At 59.5% G+C, this 16,034-nt stretch carries 18 protein-coding genes; 9 read left to right on the forward strand and 9 right to left on the reverse strand.

Going from position 1 to position 16,034, the window contains the following annotated elements:
• The first annotated feature begins 99 nt into the window (after window positions 1-99).
• Window positions 100-1,161, forward strand: coding sequence for an AraC family transcriptional regulator (locus tag ACA071_RS07810; RefSeq protein WP_497643832.1), 1,062 nt, complete (start codon window positions 100-102; stop codon window positions 1,159-1,161).
• Here the strand turns inward: ACA071_RS07810 and ACA071_RS07815 are convergent.
• Window positions 1,118-2,572, reverse strand: a complete 1,455-nt coding sequence (locus ACA071_RS07815) for a TrkH family potassium uptake protein (protein WP_497643833.1) — start codon at window positions 2,570-2,572, stop codon at window positions 1,118-1,120. The genes ACA071_RS07810 and ACA071_RS07815 overlap by 44 nt on opposite strands.
• A gap of 122 nt (window positions 2,573-2,694) precedes the next feature.
• Here ACA071_RS07815 and ACA071_RS07820 point away from each other — a divergent pair, with 122 nt between their 5' ends.
• Window positions 2,695-3,258: a nitroreductase family protein gene (locus ACA071_RS07820; protein WP_497643834.1), complete on the forward strand. Its 564-nt coding sequence runs from the start codon at window positions 2,695-2,697 to the stop codon at window positions 3,256-3,258.
• A 107-nt stretch (window positions 3,259-3,365) separates the two neighbouring features.
• Here ACA071_RS07820 and ACA071_RS07825 read toward each other — a convergent pair whose 3' ends face one another.
• The 6 genes from ACA071_RS07825 to ACA071_RS07850 all read right to left on the reverse strand — a co-directional run bounded on the left by ACA071_RS07825 (window position 3,366) and on the right by ACA071_RS07850 (window position 7,464).
• Window positions 3,366-4,700 carry a sensor histidine kinase gene (locus ACA071_RS07825; RefSeq protein ID WP_497643835.1) on the reverse strand — a complete coding sequence of 445 codons (1,335 nt, stop codon included), beginning with the start codon at window positions 4,698-4,700 and terminating at the stop codon, window positions 3,366-3,368.
• Window positions 4,701-4,767: 67 nt separating this feature from the next.
• Window positions 4,768-5,205, reverse strand: coding sequence for a Spy/CpxP family protein refolding chaperone (locus tag ACA071_RS07830; RefSeq protein ID WP_497643836.1), 438 nt, complete (start codon window positions 5,203-5,205; stop codon window positions 4,768-4,770).
• 155 nt (window positions 5,206-5,360) lie between these two features.
• A complete protein-coding gene (locus ACA071_RS07835; protein WP_123509090.1) occupies window positions 5,361-6,038 on the reverse strand; it encodes a response regulator transcription factor in 678 nt (225 codons plus the stop codon).
• A 7-nt stretch (window positions 6,039-6,045) separates the two neighbouring features.
• Window positions 6,046-6,456, reverse strand: coding sequence for an SH3 domain-containing protein (locus tag ACA071_RS07840; RefSeq protein WP_497643837.1), 411 nt, complete (start codon window positions 6,454-6,456; stop codon window positions 6,046-6,048).
• 110 nt (window positions 6,457-6,566) lie between these two features.
• Window positions 6,567-6,866, reverse strand: coding sequence for a YciI family protein (locus tag ACA071_RS07845; RefSeq protein ID WP_123509092.1), 300 nt, complete (start codon window positions 6,864-6,866; stop codon window positions 6,567-6,569).
• 1 nt (window position 6,867) lies between these two features.
• Complete coding sequence (locus tag ACA071_RS07850; protein ID WP_123509093.1) at window positions 6,868-7,464, reverse strand: septation protein A; 597 nt, start codon at window positions 7,462-7,464, stop codon at window positions 6,868-6,870.
• An 87-nt stretch (window positions 7,465-7,551) separates the two neighbouring features.
• Here ACA071_RS07850 and ACA071_RS07855 point away from each other — a divergent pair, with 87 nt between their 5' ends.
• From ACA071_RS07855 to ACA071_RS07885, 7 genes are all read left to right on the forward strand, one after another.
• Window positions 7,552-8,415 carry a PHP domain-containing protein gene (locus ACA071_RS07855; protein WP_497643838.1) on the forward strand — a complete coding sequence of 288 codons (864 nt, stop codon included), beginning with the start codon at window positions 7,552-7,554 and terminating at the stop codon, window positions 8,413-8,415.
• 13 nt (window positions 8,416-8,428) lie between these two features.
• On the forward strand, window positions 8,429-9,058 hold the full coding sequence (locus ACA071_RS07860; protein WP_169371067.1) for an L-threonylcarbamoyladenylate synthase: 630 nt from the start codon (window positions 8,429-8,431) through the stop codon (window positions 9,056-9,058).
• Entirely contained in the window at window positions 9,059-9,877 is an 819-nt protein-coding gene (locus tag ACA071_RS07865) for a segregation and condensation protein A (protein WP_497643839.1), read from the forward strand. It abuts the gene before it with no gap.
• Between the two features lie 11 nt (window positions 9,878-9,888).
• A complete protein-coding gene (scpB, locus tag ACA071_RS07870; RefSeq protein WP_497643840.1) occupies window positions 9,889-10,884 on the forward strand; it encodes an SMC-Scp complex subunit ScpB in 996 nt (331 codons plus the stop codon).
• A gap of 125 nt (window positions 10,885-11,009) precedes the next feature.
• A complete protein-coding gene (locus tag ACA071_RS07875) occupies window positions 11,010-11,201 on the forward strand; it encodes a DUF1289 domain-containing protein (RefSeq protein WP_497643841.1) in 192 nt (63 codons plus the stop codon).
• 155 nt (window positions 11,202-11,356) lie between these two features.
• Window positions 11,357-12,649 (forward strand): 23S rRNA pseudouridine(2605) synthase RluB, encoded by a 1,293-nt coding sequence (gene rluB / locus ACA071_RS07880; protein ID WP_149657061.1) that lies wholly within the window; start codon window positions 11,357-11,359, stop codon window positions 12,647-12,649.
• 184 nt (window positions 12,650-12,833) lie between these two features.
• The gene (locus ACA071_RS07885; protein ID WP_497641581.1) at window positions 12,834-14,003 is read left to right on the forward strand and encodes an IS4 family transposase; all 1,170 of its coding nucleotides are present in this window, start codon (window positions 12,834-12,836) and stop codon (window positions 14,001-14,003) included.
• Window positions 14,004-14,128: 125 nt separating this feature from the next.
• On the opposite strand, the gene ACA071_RS07890 is transcribed toward ACA071_RS07885, so the two are convergent.
• On the reverse strand, window positions 14,129-15,094 hold the full coding sequence (locus tag ACA071_RS07890; RefSeq protein WP_497643842.1) for a M29 family metallopeptidase: 966 nt from the start codon (window positions 15,092-15,094) through the stop codon (window positions 14,129-14,131).
• A 66-nt stretch (window positions 15,095-15,160) separates the two neighbouring features.
• Entirely contained in the window at window positions 15,161-15,295 is a 135-nt protein-coding gene (locus ACA071_RS07895) for a hypothetical protein (protein ID WP_054049237.1), read from the reverse strand.
• Window positions 15,296-16,034: the final 739 nt, after the last annotated feature.

The following is a 16,034-nucleotide window of genomic DNA, read 5'->3' on the forward strand; positions in this document are numbered from 1 at the left end:
TCTAGAGTGATCATTGGCATCAGCCAGTGACAATAGGCGCCACTTTAGTATCCTTCGGTAATTGGCCGTAGCATGCGGCTCATCATTTAAGTAAACGCCATGAGCGAACGAACGACTTCTGCAAGCTGGGCGATGGGGATTGTCAAAGCACTGGAAATGGACGGCCTGGATTGCCGGGTTTTGTTCAAGCAGCTGGGGCTCGACTACGCGTCGCTGGATGATCCGGATGCGCGCTTCCCGCAAGATTCCATGACGCGGCTGTGGCAGCGCGCGGTCGAGCTGTCCGGTAATCCGGCGATCGGCCTGAACATGGGCAAGGTGGTGCGACCGGCGTCCTTTCATGTCGCCGGTTACGCGTTGATGTCGAGCCAGACGTTGGCCGAAGGTTTTCAGCGGCTGGTGCGTTATCAGCGGATCATTGCCGAAAGTGCCGACCTGAGTTTCCGCTTGCTGGACGAGGGCTACGCGCTGATTCTGACGGTCCACGGCGACCACCTGCCGCCGACCCGGCAAAGTGCCGAGGCCTCACTGGCCTGCGCGCTGGCGCTGTGCGGTTGGCTGACCGGGCGCACCCTGCAACCGCGCAAGGTGTTGGTGCAGGGTGATGAACCTGCCGATCTCGCCCCCTATAAACAAGCCTTCCACGCGCCCTTGGTGTTCAACGCGCCTTACGACGCGTTGATCTTCGAGCGCGCCGACATGGAAGCGCCGCTGCCGACCGCCAACGAGGCGATGGCGCTGCTGCATGACCGGTTTGCCGGCGAGTACCTGGCGCGGTTCTCCGAAAGCCGCGTGACCCACAAGGCCCGGCAAGTGCTCTGCCGTTTACTGCCTCAGGGCGAACCGAAGCGCGATACCGTGGCGCAGACGTTGCACCTGTCACAGCGCACGTTGCAGCGACGCTTGCAGGAAGAGGGCACGAGTTTCCAGACCTTGCTTGACGACACTCGCCGCGAATTGGCCGAGCAGTACCTGGCGCAGCCAACGATGACCCTGCTGGAAATCGCCTACCTGTTGGGGTTTGCCGATCCGAGCAACTTCTTCCGCGCCTTCCGTCGCTGGTTCGACGCCACGCCCGGCGAGTACCGGGCGCGGCTATTGGATGCGCCGAAACAGGTCAGTGACGCCAGAACGCCGGAATACACAGAACGAACACCGTAATGATCTCCAGTCGGCCGAGCAGCATGCCGAACGAGAGGATCCACTTGGCGGCATCCGGCAGGGTCGCGAAGTTACCCGCCGGGCCAATGGTTTCCCCCAGCCCCGGGCCGACGCCGGACACGGTGCTGGCGGCGCCGGTCAGCGCGGTCATCCAGTCCACGCCCAGCAGCGACAGCAGCAGGGCGATCACGCAGATGGTAATGGCGAAAAAGAAGGAAAAGGTCAGGATCGAGCGCACGATCTCTTCGTCGAGACGGTGGCCGTTGTACTTTTGCTTGATCACCGCGCGGGGGTGAATTAGCTGGTTAAGGTTGGCCTTGAGCAGGATGTAGGCGACCTGGAAACGGAAAATCTTGATCCCGCCCGCCGTCGAGCCCGAGCAACCGCCGACAAAGCCCAGGTAAAAGAACAGCATCAGCGAGAAATTGCCCCACAGGCTGTAGTCCCCAAGCGCAAACCCTGTCGTCGTGACCACCGAGGTCACGTTCAGCGCCACATGCCGCAGCGCATCCAGCCAATGCAGGTTGGTGGTCCACCAGTACCAGGTGCCGAGCACCAGCCAGGTCACCAGCAACATGCCGAGCAAACCCTGCACCTGCTGATCCTTGATCAGGGCCCTGCGGTTGCCGCGCAAGGTCGCCACGTACAGGGTGAAGGGTAGGCTGCCGAGAATCATGATCACCACCGCGACCCAGTGCACCGCCGGTTGACTCCACTTGGCCAGGGACTGGTCGGAGGTAGAGAAGCCTCCGGTGGAAATCGCCGACATCGCGTGGTTGATCGCATCGAACAGGCTCATCCCGGCCCACCAGAACGCCAGGCTGCCGACAATGGTGATACCGACGTAAGCCGCCACGATCAGGCGCGCCACCATGTGCGAGCGGGGCATAACCTTTTCGGAGCGGTCCGACGACTCGGTCTGGAACAGCCGCATGCCACCGATGCGCAGCAGCGGCAGAATCGCCACCGCCATGCCGATAAAGCCGATACCGCCGAGCCAGTGCAGCAGCGAGCGCCACATCAGGATGCCGGGGGACATGCTGTCCAGGCCGCTGAGCACCGTGGAACCGGTGGCGGTAATGCCGGACATGCTTTCAAAGAACGAGTCGGTGTAGCTGATGTGCTGGGTCAGCAGGAACGGCAGTGCGGCGAAGATGCACACCACCACCCAACTGCTGACGGTCAGCAAATACATGTCTCGCGGGCGCAGGTGAATATGCTCGGGGCGGCCGGGGATGACTAGGGCCAGGCCGGCGACGAAGGTGATCATGCTGGCCCAGAGGAACGACGGCAGATCGCTGGTGCGGTCGAAAATCACCAGCGTGGCCATGGGCACGACCATGGCGATGGCCAAGGTGATCAGGAAGATGCCGATGATGAAACCAATGATCCGTAAGGTCGGCAACGCCATGAAGTCCGCTCGGGCTGAAATAGGGAAGGTCGCCATTCTACCTGTGGGGCAGGGCATGTAAACCGGCACTCCCGGAGTGGTTGCAGCTAGAATAGCCAAACATTTTTTTCAGGAGGTGGCCGATGCAGGCTCTCGACGCTTTGCTCAACCGTGTTTCCGTCCCACGACTGCTGGACCCTGCGCCGACTGCCGAGCAACGGGAAGTCCTGTTCGCCGCCGCCATGCGTGCACCGGATCACGGCCATTTGCAGCCTTGGCGCTTCCTGACCGTCGAAGGCGCGGCGCGGGAGCAAATGGGTGAGATGCTGGCCGAGGCGGCGAAGCTGCAGGACAGCGAGGTGTCCGAAGCGGGGCTGGACAAGGCGCGCAATGGTCCGCTGCGCGCACCGCTGGTGGTTGTGGTGATCGCGCGGTTGCAGGATCACGTCAAATATCCGAAGTCCGAGCAACTGCTGGCGGCGGGATGTGCGGCGCACGGGATTTTGCTCGCGGCTTATGCGCAAGGCATTGGCGCGGTGTGGCGTACGGGTGAGTTGGCGTATTCGGCACATGTGGCCAAGGGCTTGGGGCTGGCGGATGGGGAGGAGGTGATTGCCTTCCTGTACCTCGGCACCCCGCAGAAAGAGCCGCGAGTGGCGGAGAAGGTTGAGCTCGCCGAGTTCGTTAGCGCCTGGCCTGTCGCCTAACGATCGTTCCCACGCTCTGCGTGGGAATGCAGCACGGGACGCTCTGCGTCCCATTGGAACGCGGAGCGTCCCTGGAGGCATTCCCACGCGGAGCGTGGGAACGATCTCTAAGCAGGCACTCCCGGCACCAACGGCAATTCCAGGCTGGCGATAAACCCGCCTTCGGGGTGATTGGCCAGCACCAGACTGCCGCCATGACGCTCTGCGGCACGGCGTGCGATGGCCAGCCCCAGGCCATGCCCGGCGGCGGTCTGTCCCGGCGCGCGGTAGAACGGTTCGCCCAGCAGGTTCAAGTGTTCGGCCCCGACCCCCGGCCCATGGTCACGCACGCTCACCACCATCCGCTCGCCCTGGCGTGAGGCCTGCATTTCAATCGGCTGGCCCACCGGGTTAAAGCGCTGGGCATTGCGCAGCAGATTGTCCACGGCGCGCTCGATCATGGTCGGCCAGCCTTTGAGGTTCAACTGCGGCTCGGCTTCCAGGCGCACGGTCTGTTCCGGGAAGCCCAGTTGTGCATCCTTTTGCAGGGTATGAAGCAAGGCGTTGAGATCGACCTCTTCGGCGCTGGCGTTATCGGCATCGACCCGGGCCAATACCAGAATTTCGCTGATCAGCGCTTCCAGTCGGTCGCATTCACGGGTCAGGCGCGGCCAGAGTTTTTCCCGTTCTTCGGGGTTGGCCCGCTCGGCCAATGCCAGCGCAATCCGCAACCGGGCAAGGGGTGAGCGCAGTTCGTGGGACACGTCCCGCAGCAGTTGCCGCTGGCTACCGATCAGGCTTTGCAGGCGCGCACCCATGCGGTTGAAATCGTTGGCCAGCACGCCGAACTCATCGCGACGGTTGGCCAGTTTCACCAGACTGTTTTGCTGATAGGTGGTTTGCCCCAGATCATGCACCGCGCCGCGTAAACGGCTGAGTGGGCGGGTGATCGAGAGCGTTACCAGCAGACTGAACAAAGTCAGCACCACCAGTGCAATCCCCAGCGCACTCAACGGCCAGAGCAGGCTTTCGCGGTGCCACGAGTCCAGTTCCGGGTGCGGGATGCGGTAGATCAGCAGGTAGGTGTTGCCGGTTTTTTCACTGGTGTACTCGGCGGTCAGGCGCCGCCACGGCAGGCGGCGATCATCGTCATTCTGTCGCGCCTCGAAAGCCGCTGCCCGACGCGGGAAGGTGCCGCGCACCACCGGGTCGCCACTCTCGTTGAGCACCTGGACGTCGATGTGATACTGGCGTTTGCGCTGTTCGAGGATGTCCTGGGCGGCATCTTCGCCCTGGGCTTCGTAGGTTTGCGTCCACTCTTCGGCCAAGGTGTTGAGGCCCGGATGGCGGCTGAGAATCCACGCGTCCTGGTTGAGCATGTGCCCCAGCAGAATGGAAAGCCCTGCCACCAGAGCGATGGCCAGCCAGAAGCTGGCCAGAATACGCCAGAACAATGAGCGCACAGGAAATCCTCAAACAAAGAAAGCCCAACGGCGATAAACCGTTGGGCTGGATCGAAACACTAGAACATTATTGCGCTTTTTGCGGCTGTTGCGCTTTCCAGGCCTTGAACTCGGCCCACTCGGCGCGGCGCTCGGCTTGTTTCTTCTGGATCTCGTCGAATTTCTTCTGTTGATCCGGTTTCAACACGGCGCGGACATCGGCTTCGGCTTTCTGATGCTTGGCGGCCATTTCGTCTTTCATGGCTTTCTGATCGGCTGGGGAGAGCTTCTCCAGGTACTTGTCGACCAGTTGTTTGCGATCATGCATCTGCTCGCCCATGATTTTGCGGATCTGCTCACGCTGTTCGCGGCTCAGGTCCAGTTGGCTGTACGGGCCTTTACCGTGCATGCCGTGCATCTGACCGCCGTGGCGCGAACCGTCCATCGGGCCGGCACCTTCAGGCATGGCCATGGCAACGGTCGGCAGGGCGGCAGCGAACATCAGAGCGATAAGAGTCTTGCGCATGGTGAATCTCCTTGTCTCGTTCCCGGTACGTTCCGGATGAGTTCAGATTACGGAGATCAAGGTCAGCGGCGGTCAGCGGAGCGTAAAGCTTGGGTAAAGACGATTTCTCGCTGACCTGACAAAACTTACAGGCTGCTACAGAGATAGCGTCGAAATTAGAGGCTGTAGTAATAGCCGCGGCTACGCAGGGCCACGATGCGCGGGCGCCCATCGGGGTGCGGGCCGATCTTCTTGCGCAGGTTGCTGACGTGCATGTCCAGGCTGCGGTCATACAGGGTCAGCTTGCGGCCGAGGGCGATCTGCGCCAGTTCCTGTTTATCCAGCGGTTCGCCGGGTTGTTTGATCAATGCTTCAAGCAAGCGGCTTTCGGAGACGGTGAGGGTGAACTCCTGTTCATCGATGCTGACCACGCCGCGCACCGGGCTGAAACACAAGTCGCCCAGTTCGAGCTGGCTGGACACCGCGGCCGGATGACTGCGGCGCAATACCGCGCGCAACCGGGCTGTCAATTCTCGTGGGTCGCACGGCTTGGCCAGGTAATCGTCGGCGCCGAGTTCCAGGCCGAGGATGCGGTCCAGCGGCTCGCCGCGGGCCGAGAGCATCAGCACTGGCAAGTCAGGATGGTCGCTGCGCAATTGCTTGAGAAGCTCCAGGCCACTGCCGTCGGGCAGCATCACGTCCAGCACCACGGCGGCCGGGGAGGTTTCGGCCAGCGCACGGCGGGCACTCTGGCCATCGTGACAGGCACGGACCACAAAACCTTCCTGGCTCAACCAACTGCTCAGGAGCTCGCACAGCTCCTGGTCATCATCAATTAATAACAGCTCGCTCATGACTCACTCAATTTAGCCATTGCCGACGTTTTCGACTTGCTCCACTGGCAAAGATACCGCAGAGCAGGGCCAATAGCGCTACTCCGCCACCGGTGACGAACCATTGCTGCTGATCGGTCAGCAAGCGTGGCAGGGGGCTGCTAGCCAGGGCTTCCTTGAGTTGCAGCTTCAGACGCTGGTTCTCTTGGCGCAACCGGCTCAGCTGGGCGCTTTCGCGTTCGGCATCGGCACTTTGCAGTTGTTTGTTCAGTTCTTCTCGCTGCTGCTCGCTGACTTTCAAGCGTTGCTGCAACTCGGCGATCTGGCTGCCGGCGCTCAACGACAACGGCGTGGAATTGCCGCCAGCGGCTTCTTCACCGTGCACGGGAGCCACGATCGACAACGTCACCAACATCAGACACAACGGACCCTTGCGCATCACGACTCCTGATTCCAATCGAGTTATTGGGCAAGTTGTCGGCAGGCAAACGAGAATAATGAGCGATTGAGAGCGCGATGAACCGATAAGGTTCATCGCGTGAGGGGGATTTACGGCAGTACTTGCTTGAACGGTTTGACGGAAACGTTGGCGTAGACGCCTGCAGCGACAAATGGATCGGCTTCGGCCCAGGTCTGTGCGGCGGCCAAAGATTCAAATTCGGCGACGATCAGGCTGCCGGTGAAACCTGCGGCACCCGGGTCATTGCTGTCCACGGCAGGGTTCGGGCCGGCCAGCACGATGCGACCTTCGCTCTTGAGCTGTTGCAGGCGCTCAAGGTGCGCAGGCCGGTTGGCCAGGCGGGCTTCCAGGGAGTTGGCGACGTCTGTGGCAACAATGGCGTAGAGCATGTCAGTCCTCGGTTTTTGGCGTTGTAGTGTCAGCGTCATGCAGGTGGCGGGACAGGTAGATGCCCTGCGCGACCAGGAACAGCAGGGTCATGCCCAGGCTGCCGAACACCTTGAAGTCGACCCAGTAGTTCTGGAAAGTGAACGCGACGAACAGGTTGGCGGCGCCGCAGAACAGGAAAAACCCGATCCAGGCGATGTTCAGGCGAGTCCAGACTGCATCCGGCAGGGTCAGCGCGTGGCCCATGATGCGTTTGATCAGCAGTTGGTCGCCGATGAAGTGGCTGCCGATGAACGCCAGGGCGAACAGCCAGTTGACCACCGGGGCTTTCCATTTCAGGAAGGTTTCGCTGTGGAAGGCCAAGGTCAGGCTACCGAAGACCAGGCAGGCGATCAGGGTCAGCCACTGGCTCTTTTCCAGCTTGCGCTGTTTGATGAAGAGCGTGCCGTACACCACCAGGGAACTGATGATCAGCATCGCCGTGGCACTGTAAATACCGCCTACAGTAACCTCATGACCGGCAATGTCGACGACCCGTGGATCGATTTTGAAGACGATGAAAAACAGCAGAAGCGGGATGAAGTCGATGAATTGTTTCACAGTGGCAGCCAGAAGCAGGATGTGTCGGCATAATAACAAACATATTGGCGCGCGATAGCGCCAGCTGATTTGAGGTTACAAAGCCCTGTGAATGTTGATTTGCACTGCCATAGCACGGCCTCCGATGGCGCCCTGGCGCCTGCGGTACTGGTTGCGCGTGCGTTCGAGAAAGGCGTGCGAGTCCTGGCCTTGACCGATCACGACACCCTGGAAGGCCTCGACGAGGCCCGCAGCGCCGCGACGGCGTTGGGGATGCAACTGGTCAACGGCGTCGAATTGTCCTGCACCTGGGGCGGCGCGACCATTCACGTGCTGGGCTACGGCTTTGACGTGAATGCCGTACCGTTGGTCGAGGCGATTGCCAAGTTGCACGATGGCCGCTGGCTACGGTCCGAAGAAATAAGCCGCAAATTGGCGCTCAAGGGCATGCCCGGTGCGATGGAAGGTGCCCGGGCGATGCAGCAGGCGCTGGGCGACAGCGGCAACGCGCCGGCCCGCCCGCATTTTGCCGACTGGATGGTGCGCGAAGGCTACGTCAAGGATCGCGCCGAAGCGTTCCGCAAATGGCTCGGCGCCGGCAAGCTGGGGGACGTCAAGCAACACTGGCCGACTCTGGAAGACACCGTCGCAACCCTGCGCGCCGCCGGTGCCTGGGTCAGCCTGGCGCACCCGTGGCATTACGATTTCACTCGCAGCAAGCGTCGCCGGCTGATTGCCGACTATATTCAAGCAGGGGGCCACGCTATCGAAGTGGTCAACGGCCATCAGCCCGCCGAACAGGTGGGCAGCCTGGCCATTCTTGCCCGCGAGTTCGGTCTGCTGGTCAGCGCCGGCAGTGATTTTCATGGCCCTGGAGGCTGGTCGGAAATCGGTGAATACCGCCCGGTTCCGGAGGATCTGCCACCGTTATGGTGTCGATTCAAACATGACCCAATTATTGCCGCCGTCTGAACAGGTAGAGAATGTGAGTCAATTTTTCCAGATTCATCCGGAAAACCCGCAAGCGCGCCTGATCAAACAGGCTGTCGAGATCATCCGCAAAGGCGGGGTGGTGATTTATCCCACAGACTCGTCCTACGCCATTGGTTGCCAGATCGGCGACAAGAACGCTGTGGAACGTGTGCGCCGCTTGCGCCAGCTGGATGACAAGCACAACTTCGCGCTGATTTGCAGCGACCTGTCGCAATTGGGCATCTTTGCCAAGATCGACACCGGCACCTTCCGTATCCTCAAGGCCCATTTACCTGGGCCTTATACGTTTATCCTCAACGCCACCCGCGAAGTGCCGCGCCTGTTGCTACACGCCAAGAAGCGCACCATCGGTCTGCGGGTGCCGAGCCATCCGATCGCCCTGGCGTTGCTGGCCGAGTTGGGCGAGCCATTGATGAGCGTGACCCTGATCATGCCTGGCGACACTGACCCGCTGAGCGATCCCCATGAAATGCGCCAGTTGCTGGAGCACCAGGTGGACCTGATCATCGATGGCGGTTTTGGCGGGATCAAGGCGTCCACGGTGATCAACCTCGCCGACGGCGAACCCGAAGTGATCCGCGTCGGTTGCGGCGACCCTGCGCCGTTCATGGCCGAGGCGTAGATGTCTGCAGTAGAACCCGTCGACAGTCAGGCCGGAGCCCAGCAAGAGCTGCCCTTCGCCATGGTCTATGGCCAGGCGGTCATGGAAATGCCGCTGGACCTGTACATCCCGCCGGATGCCCTCGAAGTCTTTCTCGAAGCCTTCGAAGGCCCGCTCGATTTGCTGCTGTACCTGATCCGCAAACAGAACATCAACATCCTCGATATCCCGGTGGCGGAAATTACCCGGCAATACATGGGTTATGTCGAGTTGATGCAGTCGGTGCGCCTGGAACTCGCCGCCGAGTACCTGGTGATGGCGGCGATGCTGGCTGAGATCAAATCGCGGATGCTGCTGCCGCGCGCCGAATCCATCGAAGCTGAGGAAGACGATCCCCGGGCCGAGCTGATCCGCCGCTTGCAGGAATACGAGCGATTCAAGGCAGCCGCCGAAGGCATCGATGGCCTGAGCCGGGTCGGTCGCGACGTAGTGGTGCCCAAGCTCGATGCCCCGGAAGCGAGGGCGCGCAAGTTGGTGCCGGACGTGAGCCTGGAAGAGTTGCTGATGTCCATGGCCGAGGTCCTGCGCCGGGGCGACATGTTCGAAAGTCACCAGGTCAGCCGCGAGGCGTTGTCCACCCGCGAGCGGATGAGCGACGTGCTGGAACGGCTCAAGGGCGGCGGTTTCGTGCCGTTTGTCGAGCTGTTTACCGCAGAAGAAGGAAGGCTGGGGGTGGTGGTGACCTTTATGGCGATCCTCGAACTGGTCAAGGAATCCTTGGTCGAGCTGGTACAGAATGAGCCGTACGCGCCGATCCACGTGCGGGCCCGAGCCGAATAACGAGTTGAATCATGAACCTGACTGAACCCCGCGAGCTGGCGCCACTGCTTGAAGCCTTTCTGTTGGCCTCGGGAAAACCGCAATCGCTTGAACGCCTGTTCGAACTCTTCGAAGAGGGCGAGCGGCCCGAACCGCCGGTCTTCAAGAAAGCCCTGACGATTCTGGCCAAGTCTTGCGACGGCCGTGCCTTTGAATTGAAGGAAGTCGCGTCCGGTTATCGCCTGCAGATTCGCGAGAAGTTTTCGCCCTGGGTCGGCCGGTTGTGGGAAGAGCGCCCGCAGCGTTATTCCCGCGCCATGCTCGAAACCATGGCGCTGATCGCCTATCGCCAGCCGATCACCCGGGGCGAGATCGAAGATGTGCGGGGCGTTGCGGTCAACAGCCACATCGTCAAAACGTTGCTGGAGCGCGAGTGGATTCGTATCGTCGGTTACCGCGATGTGCCAGGCAAACCGGCGATGTTCGCCACCACTAAGGTGTTTCTCGATCACTTCAACCTGAAAAACCTCGACGACCTGCCACCGCTCGCTGAACTGCGCGAGATGGAGCCTGATCCGATACTCGATTTCGACGACGCACCGGTGCCAGCCGGGTTGCAGGAACTGGCGGATGCCAGTGCCGAGCCGGAAGAGCCCAAGGAAGAAACCAGTTTCCATACGCTGTTGCTGGAACTGGACACCATGGAGGAGGGGATCAAGACCGACTTTGATGACTTGTTGCGGGATGGGGCGGTGACTGAGACTGAAGAAGTGTTGGAACAGCCTGAGCCAGAGCCGGAAATTGAAGTTGAACTTCAAATCGAGCCTGAAGCCACAATCGAAGAAGAGCCGGAAGACGAACAGGAAGACGACGTGCTCGGCGTTGCCGAAGCCCGCGAAAAACTCCTGGCCGCCGTCGCCGCTCTGGAACAACACAAACCCGAACCAGAGCTGAGCGACGAAGAAGCCGAAGCCCGTGCCCTCGCCGAAGCGATCGAAGCCGAACGTCGAGAATTCGAAGACGATTAACCTTCCACTGATCGTTCCCACGCTCCGCGTGGGAATGCCGCCACGGACGCTCTGCGTCCGCTGTGACGCAAAGCTTCACGGGATGCATTCCCACGCGGAGCGTGGGAACGAGCGGAGTCAAAAAAATGAGCTCAACCAAAGACCCCTGCATCAGCGTCTGCAAATTCACTGATGACATCTGCGTGGGTTGCGGCCGCAGCAAGCGCGAAATCAAGGCCTGGAAGAAACTCGATAAGTCCGACAAGCGCACGGTGCTCGCCGAAGCGGCGCTGCGTTTGATCAAGCTAGGCGCCACCGGTCGGCGGAAAGGCAAGTAAGTCTGCATTCATCAGCTAGTCTCTGATGCGCGAACGCTTGCATGAGCGTATGATTCGCGACCCTCCGGCGATCCCTTCGTCCGAGACCCAGCTTTCAACGCTTCAGGTCCCTCACTTCAGAGCGTCCTGAACAGACCACACCGGGAGGTGCCCAGATGAGTATCAACGACCAGAAAGACGACGCCGAAATCGGCCCAGCAGGCGAAAAACTGCAGAAAGTCCTCGCCCGTATCGGCGTCGGCTCGCGCCGTGACGTAGAAGCCTGGATCAGCCACGGCCGCATCAAGGTCAACGGCAAAGACGCCACCCTTGGCCAGCGCGTCGACATGCACGACGCCATCACCATTGATGGCCGCGTGATCAAGCGCGAAGAAGCCGCCGAGTCGGTACGCCGCGTGATCATGTACAACAAGCCCGACGGTGAAATCTGCACCCGCCTTGACCCGGAAGGCCGTCCGACCGTATTCGACAAGATGCCAAAACCGAAAGAAGGTCGCTGGATCAACATCGGCCGTCTGGACATCAACACCACTGGTTTGCTGATGTTCACCACCGACGGTGAACTGGCCAACCGCCTGATGCACCCTTCCTACGAAATGGACCGTGAATACGCGGTACGTGTGCGTGGCGAAGTCGATGACGAGATGATCGAGCGCTTGAAAGCAGGTGTTGTCCTCGAAGACGGCCCGGCCAAGTTCACCGACATCAAGCAAGCCCCGGGTGGCGAAGGTTTCAACCACTGGTATCACTGCGTGGTGATGGAAGGTCGCAACCGCGAAGTCCGTCGTCTGTGGGAATCCCAGGGCCTGGTGGTCAGCCGCCTGAAGCGCGTACGTTTCGGCCCGGTGTTCCTCAACTCCGACCTGCCGATGGGTCGCTGGCGCGAAATGAGCCAGTACGAAGTCGACATTCTGAGTGCTGAAGTGGGCCTGACGCCTGTGGCCATGCCGCAGATGAACGCCAAGAGCAAAGACAAGCTCGACCGTATGCAGCGTAAATCGTCGCGTCCGATGGGCAAGACCGAGCGCGTGCGTTCGTTGCGTCCAGCCATCGGTAACCAGACCGCTGCTACACCGCGTGATACCCGCGAACCGCATATCGAAGGCGAGCGTCCAGCCCGCAAACCCGCAGCGCCACGCGCTGACGGCGAGCGCGGTCCACGTACGCCACGTCCGGCCAACGGCCGCACCGAACGCGGCGAAGGCCGTGGTGCACCAAGCGGTGGTCGTAGCGATCGCGGTGCCCCTCGTGGTGAAGCTCGTGGTGATTCGAGTCGCGGTACGCCAGTGGCAGACCGTCCGGCCGATACCAAGCGTCCGGCCAAGGCTCCGGCGAAGAAACGTCCAGGCATCGTCCTGGTCGACAAGGACACGCCATCGGGCAAACGCCGTGGCGCGCCAGCCGGTTCCGGCCAGCGTCCGGGCTTTGGTCGTCGCAAGCCGGAGTAATCGGTAAGCGCATCATAAAAAACGCCAACCTTCGGGTTGGCGTTTTTTTTTGCGTTCGGCTTTGATTGATCGTTCCCACGCTCTGCGTCACTAGTGTCCGGTAAAAACTGAAGGGGGAGCTTGCTCCCCCTTGCTGTTGGCGGACTTCAGTCATAATCGGATTTTTCAGACTCGATTTTGACTCATGTTCTCCAGCACCCGTTTAGCCCAACTGCTCAGTGCGATCCCTCGCCCGTCCTTCCAGCAATCCACCGAAAAGTACCAGGCGGATCGCTACGTCAAACGCTGCACATCCTGGCAATTGCTGGTAACACTGGTCAGCGGCCATGTAACCCAAGCCTTAAGCCTGCGGTCATTGGCGACTTTCTCCGAAACGCTGGCTGCGCATAGCTACCATCTCCAAGCCGGCCCCATTGCCCGCTCGACCCTGTCAGATGCGTTGAACAAGCGTGATTACCGGCCGTTCCAAGACCTCTGTGAGAACCTGTTGCGCGGTGTCGGCCGTCAACAGCGCAAGGAAGTCGGCGCCATGGTTAGTCTGATTGATTCCACTTCGATTACCTTGCGTGGACCTCACTTTGATGACTGGACTGCCGCAACTAAAACCCGCATCACACAAGGCCTCAAGGTACACGTAGGGTTGGATCTGGCTCAGTTGGCCCCGGTGTACGTGAACATTACCCCCGCCAACGTCAACGACATGAGCGATGCGCTGAATATGCCGATTCAGGCCGGCATGACTTATGTCTTTGACAAAGGTTACTGCGATTACAACTGGTGGTACCAGTTGCAGAGCAAAGGTGCTTATTTCGTCACTCGGTTTAAGAAAAATGCCAACTACGAGGTGCTGCACGAGCACTCAACCGTTGCCGAACAAAGCCCGGTCATGAGTGATGAGGTCGTTCAGTTCGGCAAAAAACGTCTGGGTGGCAAACGTGTGAATGACTATCGAGACGAACCAGTAAGACGTGTCGTGATTGAACGCGAAGGGCACGTGACACCGTTAATCCTGGTGACCAACGACTTTGCCAGAACAGCTGAAGAAATCGCGGGTTTGTACAAGAATCGCTGGAAGATCGAGTTGTTTTTCAAGTGGATCAAGCAACATCTGAAACTCAAGCGGTTCTATGCTTTCTCCGAAAATGCCGTTCGCCTGCAGATTTACAGTGCTTTGATCAGCTACTTGTTACTGCACCTTTTTCACCGTCGCTCAGGGTTTCCCGGCTCGTTGTTTGAGCTGACGGTGCGGATTGCACATGTCCTGCATGAACGGCCCGCTACCCAAGAATTCAAAGACCGACGAAGGCAGGAACAAGAAAAACTAAAGGCTGCCCAGGGCAACCTTCAGCTTTGAAACATGTTTACCGGACACTAGTGACGCTCTGCGTGGGAATGCATCAATGGACGCTCCGCGTCCGCCTCGGAAGGGACGCGGAGCGTTCCAGGCTGCATTCCCACGCAGAGCGTGGGAACGATCATTTAAAAGACAAACCGCCCATCAAACACCGGCTCATCATCCAGCGCCAACACGCCTCCGGAGAAGATCAGGTCCAGGTGATGACTGCCCTTGGCCCCGCCGCCCAACCCGAGGTGTAAGCCGCAATGGCGTTCCTCGAACCCGGCGTTGCGCGCATAGAGGTCCTTCACGCCTTCGTTGGTGCCAATGCCCAGTTCCTCAATCCGCCGATTCGACGGATTGGCGTCCAGGTACTTATTGAAATCATGTTCCAGCCCCGGCACGTCCGTGGCGATTTTGCTGATGGTCGAGTTCTCGATCCACAGTTCCAGCGGTGATTCCAATACTCCGTATTTGCGAGCGAACGGAATGGTGCTGAGGAACGTTCCCATGAACTTCACTCGGCCATTAATCTCTTCGCTATGAGTAGCTATCTCGCCGGGTGCCAGGTCAAAGTTGCCGACACCGTTGATGTCCGTCCACTTCTTGATACTGCTCAGCGGTGTTTCAAACCATGAGCCGTGATCATCTTTGAAACTTAAGGTGGTGGCGTGGGACATGCGCTGGATCAAGTGGCTGTTCAACCCGGCAATGCGCTGCGGAGTGACACTGAAGGTGTCGTAGAAGTAATCGCCGTAATCCTTGAATAGCAGCGACTTCTTCCAGTTTTCTGCCATCACCCCTTGCAGCGCGCGGACAAACTCCGGGCCGTCAGGACGTGGATTGGGCAGGGTGGAAGAGTCGTAGAAGAAAATGTACAGATCGCTGTCAATAATCGCCTGAGTCAGCAATTCGGTGGGTTCAAGGTCCAGGCGCATGGCGCTGAAGCTGAACCGTTGGCTGTTACCGGCCTGTTCGGCGATGGCGCCGGTCAGTGCCTCGTAATCAGCGGTGTGGCCGAGCAGGACCTTTGCCGGGTTGATGCCGACAAGGGCCGGGTGGTGTTCGAGGTAGTAAAGGAAATGCGAGATAGCCCGTTGCTTATCCATGTAGTCCTCCCTGACAAACCGAGATGTGGCAGACACGACCGGCCGGATCGTGCCTGCCGGGATGGCTTACAGAGGCCACATCGCCGTGCCGAACGGAACAACCGCGTCGGCTTGCATCATTTCAACGGCGGCTTCATGGGTCGGCGCTTCAAACCAATCGTCCAGTTGCAGTTCAGTTTCCAAGTCTTTGTCCAGTTGCATTGTGAATCTCCTAGATGACTTTGATGACTGTTGAATACGAACAGCGGGGTTGTTTTCAATCGGTGAATACAACTCCAACTTGTCGGTCGATGCAGCTCGGCAAGTCGCTGAAAACCTAGTTCACCGGTTTTTAAAATGCAAAAAAATAATTAAATAAGATTTGTTTGAACTATTTATTCCATTTTTTCAGCGCGAACTTCTTAATAAAAAACAAAAAACTAACTCGACCTTTTCCTTAGGAAGCTTCCTACCGTCAATTTGCAGTCAGCCTGCTGCTGGATCTGATTTGGCAAATTTACGTTACAGCCTGTAAAGAAATATTGACGAAATCCGCGACCAAACCCCGTCGGGGGAGTCCTTCACAGGAGCTGTAAGGAAAACCTTCCGACTCTGAGCCTATCAACGCTCTTGCAGGGCTCTGGCGCGCTTGTTTCAGCGGCGTTTGAAGGGTGAGATGCGCCCCATGCCTGCCGTGCAGGTGCATAACAAGAAGGAGGCGCAATGAACGCCGTGACTGATCTCCATTTCTCCCCGTGGGTCGATTTTTTCATCGCCCGCGCCGACGACCTGCAAAGGTCTGACTCTTTTTTTGCAGCCGCCCGAGACGCTCGGAGCGGACACAGGCAATCCCGGCAACCGACGCGCTGATCCAGCGGGTCTGGCAGCAGGGGGTTAGCGGTGTACAATGCGCCGCGTTTTAACTGTGACCTCCTGCGCATCTGCGCAAACTTCAAGGCTA

Source organism: Pseudomonas sp. LBUM1646, assembly GCF_059716165.1.

Bases quoted from the DNA above. Each gene is read 5' to 3' on its own strand.
- ACA071_RS07895 (WP_054049237.1), bottom strand. From the start codon at position 15,295: ATGCAACTGGACAAAGACTTGGAAACTGAACTGCAACTGGACGATTGG.
- ACA071_RS07835 (WP_123509090.1), bottom strand. From the start codon at position 6,038: ATGAGCGAGCTGTTATTAATTGATGATGACCAGGAGCTGTGCGAGCTC.
- ACA071_RS07865 (WP_497643839.1), top strand. From the start codon at position 9,059: ATGTCTGCAGTAGAACCCGTCGACAGTCAGGCCGGAGCCCAGCAAGAG.
- ACA071_RS07890 (WP_497643842.1), bottom strand. From the start codon at position 15,094: ATGGATAAGCAACGGGCTATCTCGCATTTCCTTTACTACCTCGAACAC.
- ACA071_RS07815 (WP_497643833.1), bottom strand. From the start codon at position 2,572: ATGGCGTTGCCGACCTTACGGATCATTGGTTTCATCATCGGCATCTTC.
- ACA071_RS07810 (WP_497643832.1), top strand. From the start codon at position 100: ATGAGCGAACGAACGACTTCTGCAAGCTGGGCGATGGGGATTGTCAAA.
- scpB (WP_497643840.1), top strand. From the start codon at position 9,889: ATGAACCTGACTGAACCCCGCGAGCTGGCGCCACTGCTTGAAGCCTTT.
- ACA071_RS07885 (WP_497641581.1), top strand. From the start codon at position 12,834: ATGTTCTCCAGCACCCGTTTAGCCCAACTGCTCAGTGCGATCCCTCGC.
- ACA071_RS07840 (WP_497643837.1), bottom strand. From the start codon at position 6,456: ATGCGCAAGGGTCCGTTGTGTCTGATGTTGGTGACGTTGTCGATCGTG.
- rluB (WP_149657061.1), top strand. From the start codon at position 11,357: ATGAGTATCAACGACCAGAAAGACGACGCCGAAATCGGCCCAGCAGGC.
- ACA071_RS07830 (WP_497643836.1), bottom strand. From the start codon at position 5,205: ATGCGCAAGACTCTTATCGCTCTGATGTTCGCTGCCGCCCTGCCGACC.
- ACA071_RS07875 (WP_497643841.1), top strand. From the start codon at position 11,010: ATGAGCTCAACCAAAGACCCCTGCATCAGCGTCTGCAAATTCACTGAT.
- ACA071_RS07820 (WP_497643834.1), top strand. From the start codon at position 2,695: ATGCAGGCTCTCGACGCTTTGCTCAACCGTGTTTCCGTCCCACGACTG.
- ACA071_RS07845 (WP_123509092.1), bottom strand. From the start codon at position 6,866: ATGCTCTACGCCATTGTTGCCACAGACGTCGCCAACTCCCTGGAAGCC.